Source organism: Streptomyces sp. NPDC006529 (assembly GCF_040611795.1).
Taxonomy (GTDB): domain Bacteria; phylum Actinomycetota; class Actinomycetes; order Streptomycetales; family Streptomycetaceae; genus Streptomyces.
Window position 1 is genome coordinate 258,537 of the sequence record NZ_JBEXPB010000003.1, and the last position, 16,023, is coordinate 274,559.

The 16,023-nt window shown below is 72.0% G+C and carries 10 protein-coding genes; 3 read left to right on the top strand and 7 right to left on the bottom strand.

Annotated features, from left to right (window positions below; all coding sequences use genetic code 11):
- The first annotated feature begins 14 nt into the window (after positions 1–14).
- Positions 15–947 (top strand): DMT family transporter, encoded by a 933-nt coding sequence (locus ABZY31_RS04845; protein ID WP_356404825.1) that lies wholly within the window; start codon positions 15–17, stop codon positions 945–947.
- A 10-nt stretch (positions 948–957) separates the two neighbouring features.
- Entirely contained in the window at positions 958–1,857 is a 900-nt protein-coding gene (locus ABZY31_RS04850) for a LysR family transcriptional regulator (RefSeq protein ID WP_356404827.1), read from the top strand.
- Between the two features lie 412 nt (positions 1,858–2,269).
- Here ABZY31_RS04850 and pepN (ABZY31_RS04855) read toward each other — a convergent pair whose 3' ends face one another.
- The 6 genes from pepN (ABZY31_RS04855) to pepN (ABZY31_RS04880) all read right to left on the bottom strand — a co-directional run bounded on the left by pepN (ABZY31_RS04855) (position 2,270) and on the right by pepN (ABZY31_RS04880) (position 14,239).
- A complete protein-coding gene (gene pepN / locus ABZY31_RS04855; RefSeq protein WP_356404829.1) occupies positions 2,270–4,858 on the bottom strand; it encodes an aminopeptidase N in 2,589 nt (862 codons plus the stop codon).
- Positions 4,859–5,010: 152 nt separating this feature from the next.
- A complete protein-coding gene (locus tag ABZY31_RS04860; RefSeq protein WP_356404831.1) occupies positions 5,011–6,039 on the bottom strand; it encodes an aspartate-semialdehyde dehydrogenase in 1,029 nt (342 codons plus the stop codon).
- Between the two features lie 228 nt (positions 6,040–6,267).
- Positions 6,268–9,591 (bottom strand): S8 family serine peptidase, encoded by a 3,324-nt coding sequence (locus ABZY31_RS04865; RefSeq protein WP_356404833.1) that lies wholly within the window; start codon positions 9,589–9,591, stop codon positions 6,268–6,270.
- 273 nt (positions 9,592–9,864) lie between these two features.
- The gene (locus ABZY31_RS04870) at positions 9,865–10,431 is read right to left on the bottom strand and encodes a CGNR zinc finger domain-containing protein (RefSeq protein ID WP_356404834.1); all 567 of its coding nucleotides are present in this window, start codon (positions 10,429–10,431) and stop codon (positions 9,865–9,867) included.
- Between the two features lie 85 nt (positions 10,432–10,516).
- Positions 10,517–11,476, bottom strand: a complete 960-nt coding sequence (locus ABZY31_RS04875; protein ID WP_356404836.1) for a hypothetical protein — start codon at positions 11,474–11,476, stop codon at positions 10,517–10,519.
- 204 nt (positions 11,477–11,680) lie between these two features.
- Positions 11,681–14,239: an aminopeptidase N gene (gene pepN / locus ABZY31_RS04880; protein WP_356404838.1), complete on the bottom strand. Its 2,559-nt coding sequence runs from the start codon at positions 14,237–14,239 to the stop codon at positions 11,681–11,683.
- Positions 14,240–14,385: 146 nt separating this feature from the next.
- Here pepN (ABZY31_RS04880) and ABZY31_RS04885 point away from each other — a divergent pair, with 146 nt between their 5' ends.
- A complete protein-coding gene (locus tag ABZY31_RS04885; protein WP_356404840.1) occupies positions 14,386–15,033 on the top strand; it encodes a DsbA family protein in 648 nt (215 codons plus the stop codon).
- Between the two features lie 112 nt (positions 15,034–15,145).
- Here the strand turns inward: ABZY31_RS04885 and ABZY31_RS04890 are convergent, their stop codons facing one another.
- Positions 15,146–15,802 carry a superoxide dismutase gene (locus ABZY31_RS04890; protein WP_356404842.1) on the bottom strand — a complete coding sequence of 219 codons (657 nt, stop codon included), beginning with the start codon at positions 15,800–15,802 and terminating at the stop codon, positions 15,146–15,148.
- Positions 15,803–16,023: the final 221 nt, after the last annotated feature.

A 16,023-nucleotide genomic window follows, 5' to 3' on the forward strand; every position in this document is an offset into this window, starting at 1 on the left:
AGGAGGAGACACCAGTGGCCGTCATGGACCGCGTCCGTACCGCTTCGAACGCCTCGGAGAACCGGCGGGGCGCGGCCGGGAAGGGCGCCGCCGGACTCGGCGTGCTGCTCGCCCTGACGGCCACGGTCGTCTGGTCCGGCAGCTTCGTCGCCACCCGGGACATGGCGGGCTCCGTCCCGCCCGTCCAGGCCGTCTTCTGGCGCTGGATCATCGCGATCCTCGCCGTCGCCCCCTTCGCCGCGCGCCAGGCCTGGCGGCAGCGGGCCCTGATCCGCCGCCACCTCGGCTACCTCGCGCTCGCCTCGCTGCTCGGCATCGCGCTGTACAACACCCTCGTCCACCAGGCCGGACTCACCACCCCGGCCGGCACCATGGGCATGATCATGGCGGCCTCCCCGGTCGTCATGGCCGTCTACTCCCGCATCGGCGGCGAGAAGCTGGGCGTGCGCCGGACCGGCGGCATGCTGCTCGCCGCCTTCGGCGTGCTGCTCCTCGTCGGCGACGGCTCGCTCGGCTTCGACTTCGCCGCCGGTGACCTGTGGATGTTCGGTGCCGCGCTGTCCTTCGCCTCGTACAGCGCGCTGCTGCGCCGCAAGCCGGCCGAGATCGGCGGCCCGGCCTTCCTGCTGACCACCTTCGTTCTCGGCGCCCTGATGCTCGCCCCGGTCTACGCCGTCTCCGTCCGCGTCCAGGGTGGCTTCGAGGTCGCCGCCGGCACGGTCGGCCCACTCCTCTACGTCGGGATCTTCTCCTCCGCCGTCGCCTTCTTCGCCTGGAACAAGGCCATCTCGATGATCGGCGCGGCCCGCGCGGGCGTCGTCTACTACCTCCAGCCGGTCTTCGTCGCGGTCCTCGGCTTCCTTCTCATCGGCGAGGAGACCAGCCTGACGAAGCTGCTGTGCACGGGCCTGATCCTGGGCGGTGTGACGCTGGGTGCACGCCGGTAGGTTCGGTGCCATGCACGACTGGGACATCAAGAAGCTGCGGATCCTGCGGACCCTCGACGAACGGGGGACCGTGACCGCGACGGCCGAGGCGCTGATGATGACGCCCTCGGCCGTTTCGCAGCAGCTGACCAACCTCGCCCGGCAGCTGGGCGTGGTCCTGCTGGAGGCGCAGGGGCGCCGGGTCCGGCTCACGGACGCCGCGCACCTGGTGCTGCGGCACACCGAGGCCGTCTTCGCCCAGCTGGAACGGGCCGACGCCGAGCTGGCCGGGTACCTGGCCGGGGAAGCGGGCGAGGTGCGGGTGGGCGCCTTCTCCACCGCCGTCCCTGCGCTCGTCGTTCCGGCCGTCGCCGCGCTGCGGGCCAGCCACCCGGGGATCGAGGTCCGGGTGCGGGAGGCCGAGGCGGCGGAGGCGTACGAGCTGCTCTCCGCCGGGTCGGTGGACCTGGCCCTGTCCCTGGCGGCCCATGCGCCCACCGCCCGCGACGCGCGGTTCACCCGGATCCCGCTCTTCGCGGACCCGCTGGACGTGGCGCTCCCGGCGGACCACCCGCTGGCCGGCGCGCCGGGGCTGCGGCTCGCGGACCTCTCCGGCGAACGGTGGATCTTCGGCGGCAGCGGGCCCTGGTCGGAGATCACCCGGACCGCGTGCGAGGGGGCGGGCTTCGTCCCGGAACAGGCGCACTCGGCCGCCGGGTGGACCGCGATCCTGGCCATGGTCGAGGCGGGGATGGGCGTGGCGCTGGTGCCGCGGATGGCGGTGACGGGGCGGGTGTACCGGGTCGCGGTGCGGGTGCTGGAGGCGGACCGGCCGGCCCGGCACGTCATCGCCGCGCTGCGGCGGGGGGCGGAGGCCGGGCCGGCGGTGGCCCGCGTCCTGTCCGCCCTCCGCACCGCCGCCCCCACCTGACCCCCCGGGCTCCGCCCGGACCCGCGCCTCAAACGCCGGCGGGGCTGAATGTGCCGCCCTGAGGCCGGAAAGTCAGCCTGCCCCGAGTCTGCAGACCGCCGCCGGGGCGGGAAATTCAGCCTGCCCGGCGTTTGAGGGCCCGCCGGAGGCAAGCACGAGCGGCCGCGGGCCGTCGTCCCGGGCTCTGCCCGGACCCGCGCCTCAAACGCCGGCGGGGCTGGAAGTGCTGCTCGGGAGGCGGGAAATTCAGTCTGCCCGGCGTTTGAGGGCCCGCCGGAGGCGAGGGCGGGCCGCCGCGGGCCGTCGTCCCGGGCTCTGCCCGGACCCGCGCCTCAAACGCCGGCGGGGCTGGAGGTGCCGCCCCTGGGGGCGGAGATTCAGCCTGCCGGCGTTTGAGGGCGCGGTGGCCGGGTTACGCGGCCGCCGCGTCGGCCGACTGGGCGCGGAGGGCGCGTTCCACGCCCGCGCGGGACTCCGAGACCAGCCGCCGCAGCGCCGCGTTCGGCTCGGCCTCGGCCAGCCAAGCGTCCGTCGCATCCAGCGTCCGCTGGGAGACGAGGAGCGCCGGGTACAGACCCACAGCGACCTGCTGCGCGATCTCGTGGCTGCGGGTGTCCCACACGCCCTTGACCGCCGCGAAGTACTTCTCGGCGTACGGCGCCAGCAGCTCCCGCTGGTCCGTCTGCACGAAGCCGCCGATCACGGCCTCCTGCACGGCGTTCGGCAGGTCGCCGGATTCCACGACCGAGGCCCAGGCCTCGGCCTTCGCCTCGGCGGTCGGCCGCGCGGCACGGGCGGTCGCCGCGTGGCGCTCGCCCGCCGCCGTCTTGTCCCGCTCCAGTTCCGCCGCGATGGCCGCCTCGCCGACCACGCCCGTGGCGACCAGCCGCTCCAGGAACGACCAGCGCAGCTCGGTGTCCACGGCCAGGCCCTTGATCTCCGCCGTGCCCTCCAGCAGGGCCGCCAGGAAGGTCAGCTGGCCCTCGGTGCGGGCGGTCGCCGCGAAGGCGCGGGCCCAGGCGAGCTGGTGGTCGCTGCCCGGGGCGGCCGCGCGCAGGTGCTCCAGGGTGGCCTCGGTCCAGGCCGTCAGGCCCTCCTCGCGCCAGGCCGGGGCGGCGTACAGGTCGATGGCCAGCTTCACCTGGCGGTGCAGCGACTGCACCACGCCGATGTCCGACTCCTTGCCGATGCCCGACAGGACGAGGGCGAGGTAGTCGCGGGTGGCCAGTTCGCCGTCCCGCGTCATGTCCCAGGCGGCGGACCAGCACAGCGCGCGCGGCAGCGAGGCCTCGAAGTCGCCGATGTGCGCGGTGACCGTGGCCAGCGAACGCTCGTCCAGGCGGACCTTGGCGTACGACAGGTCGTCGTCGTTGAGCAGGATGACGTCGGGGCGCCGCTGGCCGACCAGCTCCGGTACGTCCGTCAGCTCGGCGGCGGCGACGTCCAGCTCGACCCGGTGCTCGCGCCGCAGCCGTCCGCTGGCCCGGTCGATCGAGTAGAAGCCGACCGCGATCCGGTGCGGACGCAGGACCGGCTCGCCCTTGGCGCCCGCGGGCAGCGCCGGGGCCTCCTGGCGGACGGCGAAGGCGGTGATGACCCCGTCCCCGTCGGTCTCGACGTGCGGGCGCAGGATGTTGATGCCGGCCGTTTCCAGCCATGCCTTCGACCAGGCGGTCAGGTCGCGGCCGGAGGTCTCCTCCAGGGCGCCCAGCAGGTCGGACAGGCGCGTGTTGCCGAAGGCGTGCGCCTTGAAGTACGCCTGCACGCCCTTGAAGAACTCGTCCATGCCGACATAGGCGACGAGCTGCTTGAGGACCGAGGCGCCCTTGGCGTAGGTGATCCCGTCGAAGTTGACGAGGACGTCGTCCAGGTCATTGATCTCGGCCATGATCGGGTGCGTCGAGGGCAGCTGGTCCTGCCGGTACGCCCAGGTCTTCATGGAGTTCGCGAAGGACGTCCAGGCGTGCGGCCACTTCGAGTCCTCGGCGTAGGCCTGGCAGGCGATCGAGGTGTAGGTCGCGAACGACTCGTTCAGCCACAGGTCGTTCCACCACTCCATGGTGACCAGGTCGCCGAACCACATGTGCGCCAGCTCGTGCAGGATCGTCTCGGCGCGCAGCTCGTACGCCGCGTCCGTCACCTTCGAGCGGAAGATGTACTGGTCGCGGATGGTGACCGCGCCCGCGTTCTCCATCGCGCCCGCGTTGAACTCCGGCACGAAGAGCTGGTCGTACTTGGCGAAGGGGTAGTCGTAGGCGAACTTCTCCTGGAACCACCGGAAGCCCTGGCGGGTCACGTCGAAGATCGCGTCCGCGTCGAGGAACTCCGCGAGCGAGGGGCGGCAGTAGATGCCGAGCGGGACGGACTGGCCGTCCGGGCCCTCGTACGAGCTGTGGACGGCGTGGTACGGGCCGACGATCAGCGCGGTGATGTAGGTGGAGATCCGCGGGGTCGGCTCGAAGCGCCAGACGTTGTCCTCGACGTCCGCGGGCGCCGGGGTCGGGGAGTTCGAGATCACGGTCCAGCCCTCGGGGGCCGTCACGGTGAACCGGAAGGTCGCCTTCAGGTCGGGCTGCTCGAAGCTCGCGAAGACGCGGCGCGCGTCGGGCACCTCGAACTGGGTGTACAGGTAGGTCTGCTCGTCGACCGGGTCGACGAAGCGGTGCAGGCCCTCGCCGGTGTTGGTGTAGGCGCAGTCGGCGACGACGCGCAGCTCGTTGGGCCCGGCCGCCAGGCCGGCCAGCGCGATCCGGGAGTCCGCGAACACGGACGCGACGTCCAGCGGGGTGCCGTTCAGCACGACCTCGGTCACGGCCGGGGCGACCAGGTCGATGAAGGTCTCCGCGCCGGCCTCCGACGCCTCGAAGCGCACGGTGGTCGCGGACCGGAAGGTGCCGCCCTCCCGTGCGCCGCTCAGATCGAGATCGATCTCGTACGAGTCGACGGTCAGCAGCTTCGCGCGCTGCTGCGCCTCTTCACGGGTCAGATTCGTGCCAGGCACGCGGCATCTCCTTTGATGGTGACGTTGCCCGGCCATCCTTCCATGCGGTACGCGTCACCGCGTCGGAGTAATCCACGGGCGAAATCGGCCGGGGACCGGCGCACGGGAGGGCGGCGCCACGGCGGCGCCGCCCTCCGGGTGTGCGCGCGGGGTCAGCCGCGGAGCTCCTCGGCGACCAGTTCCGCGATCTGGACCGCGTTCAGCGCGGCGCCCTTGCGGAGGTTGTCGTTGGAGAGGAAGAGGGCGAGGCCGTTGTCGGCGGTCTCGTCCACGCGGATGCGGCCGACGTACGAGGCGTCCTTGCCGGCCGCCTGGAGGGGGGTCGGGATCTCGGAGAGCTCGACGCCCGGGGCGTCCGCCAGCAGCTCGTAGGCGCGCTCGACGCTGAGCGGACGCTCGAAGCGGAGGTTGACCTGGAGGGAGTGGCCGGAGAAGACCGGGACGCGGACGCAGGTGCCCGAGACCTTGAGGCCGGGGATCTCCAGGATCTTGCGGGACTCGTTGCGGAGCTTCTGCTCCTCGTCGGTCTCGAAGGAGCCGTCGTCGACGATCGAGCCCGCGAGCGGGACCACGTTGAAGGCGATGGGGCGCTGGTAGACGCCCGGCTCGGGGAAGTCGACGGCCCCGCCGTCGTGGACCAGCCCGGTGGCGCCCTCGGCGACCGCCCTGACCTGGCCGTCCAGCTCGGCGACACCGGCCAGGCCGGAACCGGACACGGCCTGGTAGGTCGTGGCGATCAGCGCGGTCAGACCGGCCTCGTCGTGCAGCGGGCGCAGCACGGGCATGGCGGCCATGGTGGTGCAGTTCGGGTTGGCGATGATGCCCTTGGGACGGTTCGCGATCGCGTGCGGGTTGACCTCGGAGACCACGAGCGGGACCTCGGGGTCGCGGCGCCAGGCGGAGGAGTTGTCGATGACCACGGCGCCCTGGGAGGCGACCTTCTCGGCCAGCGCCTTGGACGTGGATCCGCCCGCCGAGAACAGCACGATGTCCAGGCCGGAGTAGTCGGCCGCGGAGGCGTCCTCGATGGTGATCTCGCGGCCCTCCCACTCCACGACGGTGCCCGCGGACCGGGCCGAGGCGAACAGCCGCAGCTCGTCCACCGGGAACTTCCGCTCGGCGAGGATGCCGCGCATGACTCCGCCGACCTGTCCGGTGGCTCCGACGATTCCGACCCTCACGGTGACTCCTCTTGTCCGTACGACGCGGGCGCGCGTGAGGCCATCATGCGTTCGACCCCACGAGCCTTGTCCAATCCATTGTCCGAGGAACGGACGGTGTCCGGACGGCGCACGGTTGCGGCGGGCCGCGGGAGCGCCCCGGCGGCGGGCGGGGGCCCGGGGAACACGGGGAAGGGGCGGCGCTGCGAGAGCGCCGCCCCTTCCGTCATGCCGTGATCAGGTCGACCGCTACGGGAGGACCTTCTCGATCTGCACGCTGCCGGTGCCCGCGGCGGTGCCGCGGCCGTTGAGCAGCTGGACCTGGCCGAAGAACTGACGGCCCTCGGGGGCCGCGCTGCTGACCAGGACGTTCGCCGAGATGTTCGCCGAAGCGCCGTTGGCGAGGTTGACGGCCGCGGCCTCGTCGACCTGGACGGAGCCCAGACCGGCCGAGAAGTACACGTCGCGGTAGTCGTAGGTGGTGGAGCCGGACGGAACGGCGTAACCGGTGACGATCACCGTGTAGGTGCCGGCGGCCGGGTTGGCCAGGCTGACGGACTCCTCGGAGTCGCCGTCGGCGGACGAGGCGACCTTGACACCATTGAGCTGGACCTCGAGGTCCAGGTCGGCGGCGGTGTCGGAGACGTTGCCGATGCCGATGTCCAGGCGCGAGACGCCCTCGCCGATGGTCACGGTCGAGGTCTGGACCTCACCGTTGGCGATGGTCGGCTTGGCGACCTTCGCGGAACCGAGCTGGCCGCCCTTGAGCTTGCCGCCGGTGATGGCCGCGCCCTCGTTCTTGACGGTCCACTGGACCTGCGAGGGGGTGCCCAGCTTGACCTCGGGGAGCACCTTGACCGCCGGGTCGAAGGCCGCGCCCAGGACGCTGACGTCCAGCTTGAACGGGTTGTCGAGCAGCGGCGACGTGCGGCGCGCCTCGACCTCGATCTCCCAGACGCCCGGCGTCGGGGCCGCGTACGACCGCAGGTCGGGGCGGCAGGTGTTCGCCGGGTTGTCGTAGTTCGGGTAGCACTGGGTGGTCGCGCTGTCCTCGACGCCCACGCCGTACGGGTGGATCGAGATGAAGCGCGTCTGGCTGCCCGCCGCGAGACCGCCGAGCGCGACCTCCAGCGTCTTGGCGCCCTGCGGCACGGTGACGAAGTACGACTTGGTGCTGTTGCGCTGCACCGAAGAGGTGTCGGAGAGGCCGAAGGACGGCTTCGCCAGCGGGGCCGCCGTGATGACGGTCGTCATGATCTGCTTGTCGATGCCCTCGGTGGTGGCGTCGTCCAGCTGCAGGATGCCGCTGTGCGCGCCGGCCGTCTTCGCGTTGGCCTCGACCTTGATGGTGACGGGCTTGTTCAGCGGCAGGGTGACGTAGTCGTAGCCGCCGACCACCTTGAAGGTGCCGTCGTTGTTGCGCCAGGTCAGGTCGTGGCGGGTGCCGTACTTGACGCCGGTGGTGCGGGTGACGACGACGTCGTAGACCTTCTTCTGGCCGACCTTGAGGCCGCCCTCGCGGTCGTAGAGGCCGGTGCCGAAGCCCGGGGTCTTCAGGAACTGGTCGATCGCGGTGTCGACCGGGGCCTTGACGGCGAAGTCGTTGGCCTTGGGGCCGCGCTGGATGGACTCCCACGCGCCCTTGACGTCGATCAGGCCGGCGCCCTGGTCGATCGCGGAGGCTCCGTCGATCTTCTTCGCGGTGCTGGTGAGCGCGATGCGCAGGCTCGCCGGGGTCAGCGCGAGGTGCTGCTGCTTGGCGGCCGAGATCAGCAGGGCGCTGGCGCCCGTCGCCTGCGGCGAGGACATCGAGGTGCCCTGCAGCATCGAGTAACCGGCCGGCAGGGTGTAGCCGGCCTCCTTCACCGGGGAGCCGGGCAGCCAGGTCTGGGTGGTGTTGATGGCCGCGCCCGGGGCGGTGATGGTCGGCGTCAGGCCGCCGTCCTCACGCGGACCGCGCGAGGAGAACGGGAAGAGCGCGTACTTCTTGGTCACGCCGGAGCCGTAGTTGGCGGCCCAGGTCTCCTTGGAGACCGCGGCGCCCACGCTGACGACCTTGTCGGCGAGGCCGGGGTCACCGATGGTGTTGACGCCCGGGCCCTCGTTGCCCGCCGAGATGACGAGCTGGACGCCGTAGGTGTCGATCAGGCGGCCGTACAGCTCGGAGCGCGCGTTGTTGCCGTCGTTCAGCGCCGGCAGGCCGCCGATGGACATGTTGACGATGTCCACGTGGCGGTTGACGACGAGGTCGATCATGCCCTCGGTCAGCGCGATGTTGGTGCAGCCGCCGGACCAGGAGCAGGCGCGGGAGGAGACGAGCTTGGCGCCCGGGGCCTCACCGTTCATCTTGCCGCCGAACAGGCTGTTCGCCGCGGTGATGCCCGCGACGTGGGTGCCGTGCTCGGACTCGATGATGCCGATGTTGACGAAGTCGGCCTTCTTGCCGACCCAGTCCCCGCCGTACGGGTCCATCGGGACGTCCTTGCGGATCTCGATGGTGAACGGGATCCGCTCGGCGACGTCGGTCGACGGGTTGTCGGTGCCGAAGTAGCCGACCTGGTAGCCGTCCTTGTACGGCTTCATCGGCTCGTTGTCCGTGAAGTCGCCGTTCTGGTCGGTGTCCACGCGGACGGTGCCGGCCACCGGGTCGTACAGCATGCCGAACTTGTCGGTGGTGTCGCCGTCGCGGTTGACGTCGCCCTTCATGTCACCGGCGGCGGTGATCGACTCGCTGAAGCGGCTCCACTGGAAGGAGCCCTCGGGGGCCTTCCAGCTCTGGCCGCCCGCGGTGAAGGTGCCGCCGGCGGCGGTGACCGGGGTGATCTGCGGACGCCAGGTCGCGTCGTTGTCCGCGATCGGGTCGGTCGCCGTCACCCAGTCGACGATCTTGCGCTCGCCGGTGGTGGTCTTCTGGAGCGCCGGGTGGCCGAGGTCGACGCCGGAGTCCAGGATGCCGATGGTCACGCCGCGGCCGTCGGCCTGCGGGTTCTGCTGCACGAAGTCGACCGCGCCCGTCTCGAAGGACGGGTTGTACGGGTTCTTCGCGGGGGTGTCCTTGCCGGGCCCCGGGTAGGTCTCGGCGGCCGTCTTGCGCGCCGCCGCGTTCTCCTGCTTGGCGTCGGGGCGCGGGTCCGGCAGCTCGATCTCGTGCCGCAGGTCGATGCCGTGCACGGCCGACAGCTTGGCGGCGGCCTTGAGGGCCGCGTCCGCCTTGTCGGTGGGCAGCGTGGCGCGCACGTAGCCGAGCTTGTCGTACGTCTGGCCCACGGAGGCGCCCTGTACGGCGTCCAGTTGCTGGGCCACCTGCTTGGTCTCGCCGGGGGCGGTCGCCACCATCACGGTGACGGTCTTCTCGCCCTTGGCCTGGGCCTGCTGCAGGAGTTCGGCGTCGGCGGAACCGAGCTTCTGGTCCGCGGACTTGACCGCTGCGGAAGCGGCCGGGTCGACGGTGCCACCCGCAGCGAACACGGGCACCGCGCCGGTGGCCGCGAGGGCGGCCACCAGGCCCGCGGCGGCCGCGACGCGTGCCACGCGTCGCGAGCCGGATATGGGGCCGGGGGATTCGAGGGTCATCAGCATCCCTGGGTAGTGAAAGAAACGGTCCGGATTTCGGTGCCGGATGACCGGTCAGCTTGGTGCACGTGACCGCTCTTTGGGGAGGGTTGTCATTGACCGTGACCTGTCATGGCGGATATTCGCCACCACGGGGTATGCGCCATCGGGCTCATAGGCGGGCAGACCCGCACCAACCGAGGCCGGTGAAGAGGAGATTTGTAGACTCGCTGACCGGATGTCAGCGCATGGCGGCGGTCCGGCCGCGGCCCGGGTGTGACAGTTTCCGGGCTTCTAGCGCACGCGCGTGCGCGCGGGGTGGTGCGGGGCCTGCGCCCGGTTTCCGCAGGCGCCCCTCGCGCACCAGCGCCGGGTGCCGCCCCGCGAGGCGTCGAAGAAGCGCAGGGTGCAGTCCTCCCCGGCGCAGCTACGGATCCGCCCGGGCGCGGTGGCCAGCAGGTCGAGGTAGCCGCGGGCGGCCGTCCAGGCCGGGCCCCAGGCCGGGTCGGCGAACTCGGCCCGCTCGCCGGGCCCCCGGGCGGTGAGCGTGACCCGGATCCGGCCGTTTTCCAGCACCGCGTCGACGAGCGCGCGCGCCCCCTCGTCGGCGGGGTCGGCGACCGCGCGGGCCAGTGCCTCGCGCGCGGTCAGCAGGTGGATCAGGGTCGGGGCGTCCGCCTGGAAGCGGTCGTCGAGCCCGGTGGACCGCAGCCAGAGGGCCACGCCCTCCACCCGGGTCAGTCCGGCGGCTCCGGCCCCGGCGAAGAGGTCCACGGGCACCCCGTCCCGCGTCCAGCGGGTGTTCAGCAGGTCCAGGGCGATCGGTTCCCCGGTCAGCGGCCGCGGGTCCGTCGTCGTCATGCCTGCTCCAGGGGCCGAGCGGGGCGCCGTACCGACCGCCGCGCCCATCCCCTCAAGCGTACGTGAGCGGCCGGCCCGCTCGGGATCACCGCGGCAGGACCACGAGGTAGGCGGCCGGCTCGCGGTCGGCCGCCGCCGTCAGGGCGGTCCGGACCACCGCGGCCTGCTGCTCGGCGTGGTCGCGCAGCTTGCGCGGGGTGAGGTGCAGGACGGTCACCCCGAGCCGCTCCAGGGCGTCCCGCTTGCGCGCGCACTGCGACCACTCCTCGTCCTCGCCCTGGCGCGGGGCCCGGGTGTCCAGCTCCACCGCGACCGCCTGGTCCGGCCAGTAGGCGTCCACTCCGCCGAGGTGCGGGCCGCCGGGGACCCGCAGGTCCACGTTCCACAGCGGCTCGGGCAGGCCGTGCAGGCGCACCAGGTCGTACAGCCGCTCCTCGGCGATGGCCCGCCCCTCCGCCAGCAGCGACTCGACGGCGTCCACCACGTGCGGGCGGCTCAACAGCCGGCCCACCGTCAGCTCCCGTACCAGGGCCGCCGGTTCGCAGTGGCCGCCGCGCACCGCCTCGCTCAGCAGGCGGCGCACGGTCTGGGCGTCCGAGAGCTGCGCGACGGCGTCGGCCACCGCGCGGGCCACGGGCGCCACCGGGAGCCCGGTGACCTCCTGGGGGCGGGGCGGGACCTGCGCGCGGACCACCCGGGCGCAGCCGGTGGAGCGGAGCCTGCGGGTGCCGGGGACCAGGACGTCGATCTGCGGCAGCGCGAGCAGGGTGGGGGCGGAGGTGAACCGGTACAGGGCGAGTGCGGCCAGCCCCGTGATCATGACCTCCCCGCCGCGGCGGCCCGCGTACAGCAGCGCCGCGTGCAGCCGCTCCTCGCTGGTCGCGGGCCCCGAGTGGAGCAGGAAGACCCCGGGCAGGATCTGCTGCCAGGGCCGCCCGGCGGCGTCGGAGGCGGTGACGCCGTGCTCGCGGAGCTCCGCGAGGGTCAGGACGCGGGGGCGGCTGCCGGTGAGGTGCCGGAGGGGGAGGGGCGTGTCGTGGTTCATGAGCCGGGGATTCCGCATCCGGCCGCCCCGCTAACCGCTGTTACACGCTCGTCGACAAACCGGGACAAGCCCGGGCTAAAGTACGGGCGTTCGAGTGTCGATAGGGGCGCCGCCGAAAGGGGGCGCCGGGCAACGCGAACGCCGGCGAGATCAAGCCTCGCCGGCGTTCGAGGCGCGGGGTCCGGGACGGAGCCCCGGGGTGCCTCAGCGGGCCGCGGCCGCCGCGTCGCAGCGCTGCCCGCGCAGCGCCCTGGCCAGGTCGTCACGCGACTCCAGCACCAGCCGGCGCAGCGCCGGAGCCGCCCCGGCGTGCCCCGCCAGCCACACGTCCGCCGCGGCCAGCGTCGGCTCGGGGTCCTGAAGGGCGGGGAAGAGCCCGCGGACCACGTCCATGCCGATCTGGATCGACCGCTCGCTCCACACCCGCTCGATCGCGTCGAAGTAGCGCTGCGCGTACGGCGCCAGCAGCTCCCGCTGCGAGGACTGCTGCATCCCCGCGATCGTCGCCTCCACCAGCGCGTTCGACAGCGCGTCCGACTCCACCACCACGGCCCACGCCTGCGCCTTGACGGCCTGCGACGGCCGCGCCGCCAGGCAGCGCACCTGGTGCCGCTTGCCCGACGCCGTGTCGTCCCGTGCCAGCTCGGCGGCCAGGACGCCCTCGTCCACCGCGCCGTGCGCGCTCAGCGGCAGCAGGAAGTCCCAGCGCAGCTCCTGGTCCACCTCCAGCCCGTCGATCCGGGCGCTGCCGTCGAGCAGGCCCAGCAGCAGCTGGAAGTCGCCCTCGGTCGCGGCGCCCGCCGCGAAGAAGCGGGCCCAGGTCAGCTGGTGCTCCGACCCCGGCTCGGCACGGCGTAGTTCGCGCAGCGCGCCCGCCGCCAGCTCGCGGCCGCCCTGCTCGCGCCACTCGGGCGCGCCGTAGTGGGTGACCGCGCTCTGCGCCTGCGCGTGCAGCATCTGGAGTACGCCGACGTCCGTCTCCCGGCCCGCGTGGGCCAGGACCAGCGCGAGGAAGTCCCGGGCGGGCATCAGCGCGTCGCGCGTCAGGTTCCACAGCGCGGACCAGCACAGCGCGCGCGCCAGCGGGTCCGTCAGCTCGCCCAGATGGGCGCGCAGCGTGGCCAGCGAGCCCTCGTCGAAGCGGATCTTGCAGTAGGTCAGGTCGTCGTCGTTGACCAGGACCAGGTCGGGCCGCTCGGCGCCCGCCAGCTCCGGGACCACCGTGCGCGCGCCCGCGACGTCGGCCTCGGTGCGCGCGTAGCGGACCAGGGCGCCGTCCTGCAACCGGTAGAGGCCGACGGCCACCCGGTGCGGCCGCAGCTCGTCGCCCTCCTGGAGCACGGCGAGTTCGGTGATCCGCCCGTCGGCGTCGTGGGTCACCAGCGGGGTCAGCGCGTTCACGCCGGCCGTCTGGAGCCAGGCCCGCGACCATTCGGCCATATCCCGCCCGGACACCTCGGCCAGGACCGACAGCAGGTCGTCCAGGGTGGTGTTCCCGTACGCGTTGGCCTTGAAGTAGCGGCGCGCGCCGTCGAGGAACGCGTCCCGGCCGACGTAGGCGACGAGCTGCTTGAGGACGGCCGCGCCCTTGGCGTAGGTGATGCCGTCGAAGTTGAGCTTCGCGTCCTCCAGGTCACGGATGTCGGCCGTGATCGGGTGGGTGGAGGGCAGCTGGTCGGCGCGGTAGGCCCAGGCCTTGCGGTTGTTGGCGAAGGTGACCCAGCCGTTGTCGAAGCGGGTCGCCTCGACCATCGAGAAGGAGCCCATGAAGTCCGCGAAGGACTCCTTCAGCCACAGGTCGTCCCACCACTTCATGGTGACCAGGTCGCCGAACCACATGTGCGCCATCTCGTGCAGGATGACGTTCGCGCGCCGCTCGTAGGAGGCCTTGGTGACCTTGCCGCGGAAGATGTACTCCTCGCGGAAGGTCACCATCCCCGGGTTCTCCATGGCGCCCAGGTTGTACTCCGGCACGAAGGCCTGGTCGTACTTGCCGAAGGGGTACGGGTAGTCGAAGTGCTCGTGGAAGAAGTCGAACCCCTGCTTGGTGACCAGGAAGACGTCGTCCGCGTCGAAGTGCTTGGCCAGCGTCTTGCGGCACATCGCGCCGAGCGGGATCGTCAGGTCGCCGCGCGTGTAGGTGTCCGTGACGTAGTGGTAGGGGCCCGCGACCACGCAGGTGATGTACGTCGAGATCGGCGCGGTCTCGGCGAAGCGGCGGGTGTTCCCCTCGCGGGACTCCTCCACGCCGTTGCTCCAGACCTGCCAGCCCTCGGGCGCCGTCACCTCGAAGCGGTACGGGGCCTTCAGGTCGGGCTGTTCGAAGTTCGCGTACACCCGCCGGGCGTCGGCCGGCTCGTACTGGGTGTAGAGGTAGACCTCGCCGTCCTCCGGGTCGACGAAGCGGTGCATGCCCTCGCCGGTCCGGCTGTAGGCGCAGTTCGCGTCCACGACCAGGACGTTGTCGCCGGCCAGGTCCGCCAGCGCGATCCGCGAGCCGTCGAACACGGCGGCGACGTCGAGGGCGGAGCCGTTGAGGGTGACCGCGTTCACGGAGGGGGCGATCAGGTCCGCGAAGGTGGCGGCGCCGGGGACCGCGGAGCGGAAGCGGATCGTCGTCACCGAGCGGAAGGTCCGTGGCCCCTCGGCCGGTTCGTTCTCGTCCACGGCGGACCGGAGGTCGAGGACCACCTCGTACCCCTGGACGGACAGCAGCTCGGCCCGCTCGCGGGCCTCGTCGCGGGACAGGTTTTCACCGGACACGGGCACTCCTTCGTGCGTGTTCACGTTTTCGGTTCGAATCCTCCCACGGGGAATGCGCCGAACCGCCGGGCGGTTGGCGTCCGTGGGCGTGCACCCCGGTGCGCCCCCGATGTGCCCCCCCGAGTCCCGTCGCCGCGAGGAGAGTCATGCCCGACACCCAGGTGCCCGAGAAGACCCCGGTCGATTTCTGGTTCGACCCGCTGTGCCCCTGGGCCTGGATGACCTCCCGCTGGATGCTGGAGGTCGAGAAGGTCCGCGACATCGAGGTGCGCTGGCACGTCATGAGCCTCGCGGTGCTGAACGAGAACAAGCTGGAGGAGCTGCCGGAGCGCTACCGCGACCTGCTCGGCCCCAAGGGCCTGGAGCCGGTCCGCGTGGTCGTCGCGGCCCAGCAGAAGCACGGCAGCGAGGTCACCGGCAAGCTGTACACGGCGCTGGGCACCCGTTTCCACAACGAGGACCAGGGCGCCGGCCGCGAGACCATCGCCGCCGCCCTCGCCGACGTCGGCCTGCCGGCCGAGCTGATCGAGTACGCCGACTCCGACGAGTACGACGAGATCCTGCGGGCCTCGCACAACAACGGCATAGACCGGGTCGGCCAGGAGGTCGGCACCCCGGTGATCTCGGTGCCCGGCGCCGACGGCGAGGACGTGGCCTTCTTCGGCCCGGTCGTCACCCCGGCCCCGCGCGGCGAGGCCGCGGCCCGGCTGTGGGACGGCACCCTGCTGGTGGCCTCCACGCCCGGTTTCTTCGAGATCAAGCGGACCCGTACCGTCGGTCCGAACTTCGCGTAGCGGCGCACGCGGAAGGCCCCCGCGAGTCACGTCCTCGCGGGGGCCTTCCGGTGGAAACGCCCGCACGTGAAGGGTGAGAAGACGATCACGAGGCGGGCGGCTCGGTGGCCGCTCAGCCCTGGGCGGGGATCAGCAGCGGGGTGTTCGCCTTGGCGTCGGCGTAGCGCTTGGCCACGTCCTGCCAGTTGACGACCTTCCACATGGCCTCGATGAAGTCCACCTTCTGGTTCTTGTACTGCAGGTAGAAGGCGTGCTCCCAGGCGTCGAAGACCAGGACCGGCACCGAGGCCTGGCCGACGTTGCCCTGGTGGTCGTAGACCTGCTCGACGATCAGACGGCCGCTGATCGGCTCGTACGCGAGCACGCCCCAGCCGGAGCCCTGCGTCGCGGAGGCCGCGAAGGTGAGCTGCTTGCGGAACTTCTCGAACGAGCCGAAGGACGCGGTGATGGCGTCCGCGAGGTCGCCGAGGCCGTCCTTCTCGTCCGGGACGCCGCCGCCCTCGTCCGTCTTCGGGTTCGCCATGTTGTGCCAGTAGATGCTGTGCAGGATGTGGCCGGAGAGGTGGAACGCGAGGTTCTTCTCCAGGCCGTTCAGCGCGCCCCAGTTCTCCTTGTCGCGCGCCTCCTCCAGCTGCTCCAGCGTGGTGTTGGCGCCCGCGACGTAGGCGGCGTGGTGCTTGTCGTGGTGCAGCTCGATGATCTGCGGGTTGATCACCGGTTCCAGTGCCGCGTAGTCGTACGGCAGCTCGGGAAGCGTGTAGATGGCCATGCGGATATCCGGTCCCCTCAGTGTCTTATTGCAACACATGCGCAACTGCACGCTAGCAGTATCTGTTTTCCCGGGCAGCTAAGGGTCCCCTGGCTCCGGCGCGCCCCGGGTGCGCCGGAGGCCGGGCCAGGGCGTGCGGGGCGCCGCCGGCCCCCGGGGGGGGGGGGTAGGGGGGGTGTGGGCACGGGGGGCCCCGCCCCCCAAAGCTCGTAGCCCACCTA

Coding starts and splice junctions, on each gene's coding strand:
- ABZY31_RS04850 (WP_356404827.1), top strand. CDS start 958: ATGCACGACTGGGACATCAAGAAGCTGCGGATCCTGCGGACCCTCGAC.
- ABZY31_RS04865 (WP_356404833.1), bottom strand. CDS start 9,591: ATGACCCTCGAATCCCCCGGCCCCATATCCGGCTCGCGACGCGTGGCA.
- ABZY31_RS04870 (WP_356404834.1), bottom strand. CDS start 10,431: ATGACGACGACGGACCCGCGGCCGCTGACCGGGGAACCGATCGCCCTG.
- ABZY31_RS04875 (WP_356404836.1), bottom strand. CDS start 11,476: ATGAACCACGACACGCCCCTCCCCCTCCGGCACCTCACCGGCAGCCGC.
- ABZY31_RS04885 (WP_356404840.1), top strand. CDS start 14,386: ATGCCCGACACCCAGGTGCCCGAGAAGACCCCGGTCGATTTCTGGTTC.
- ABZY31_RS04890 (WP_356404842.1), bottom strand. CDS start 15,802: ATGGCCATCTACACGCTTCCCGAGCTGCCGTACGACTACGCGGCACTG.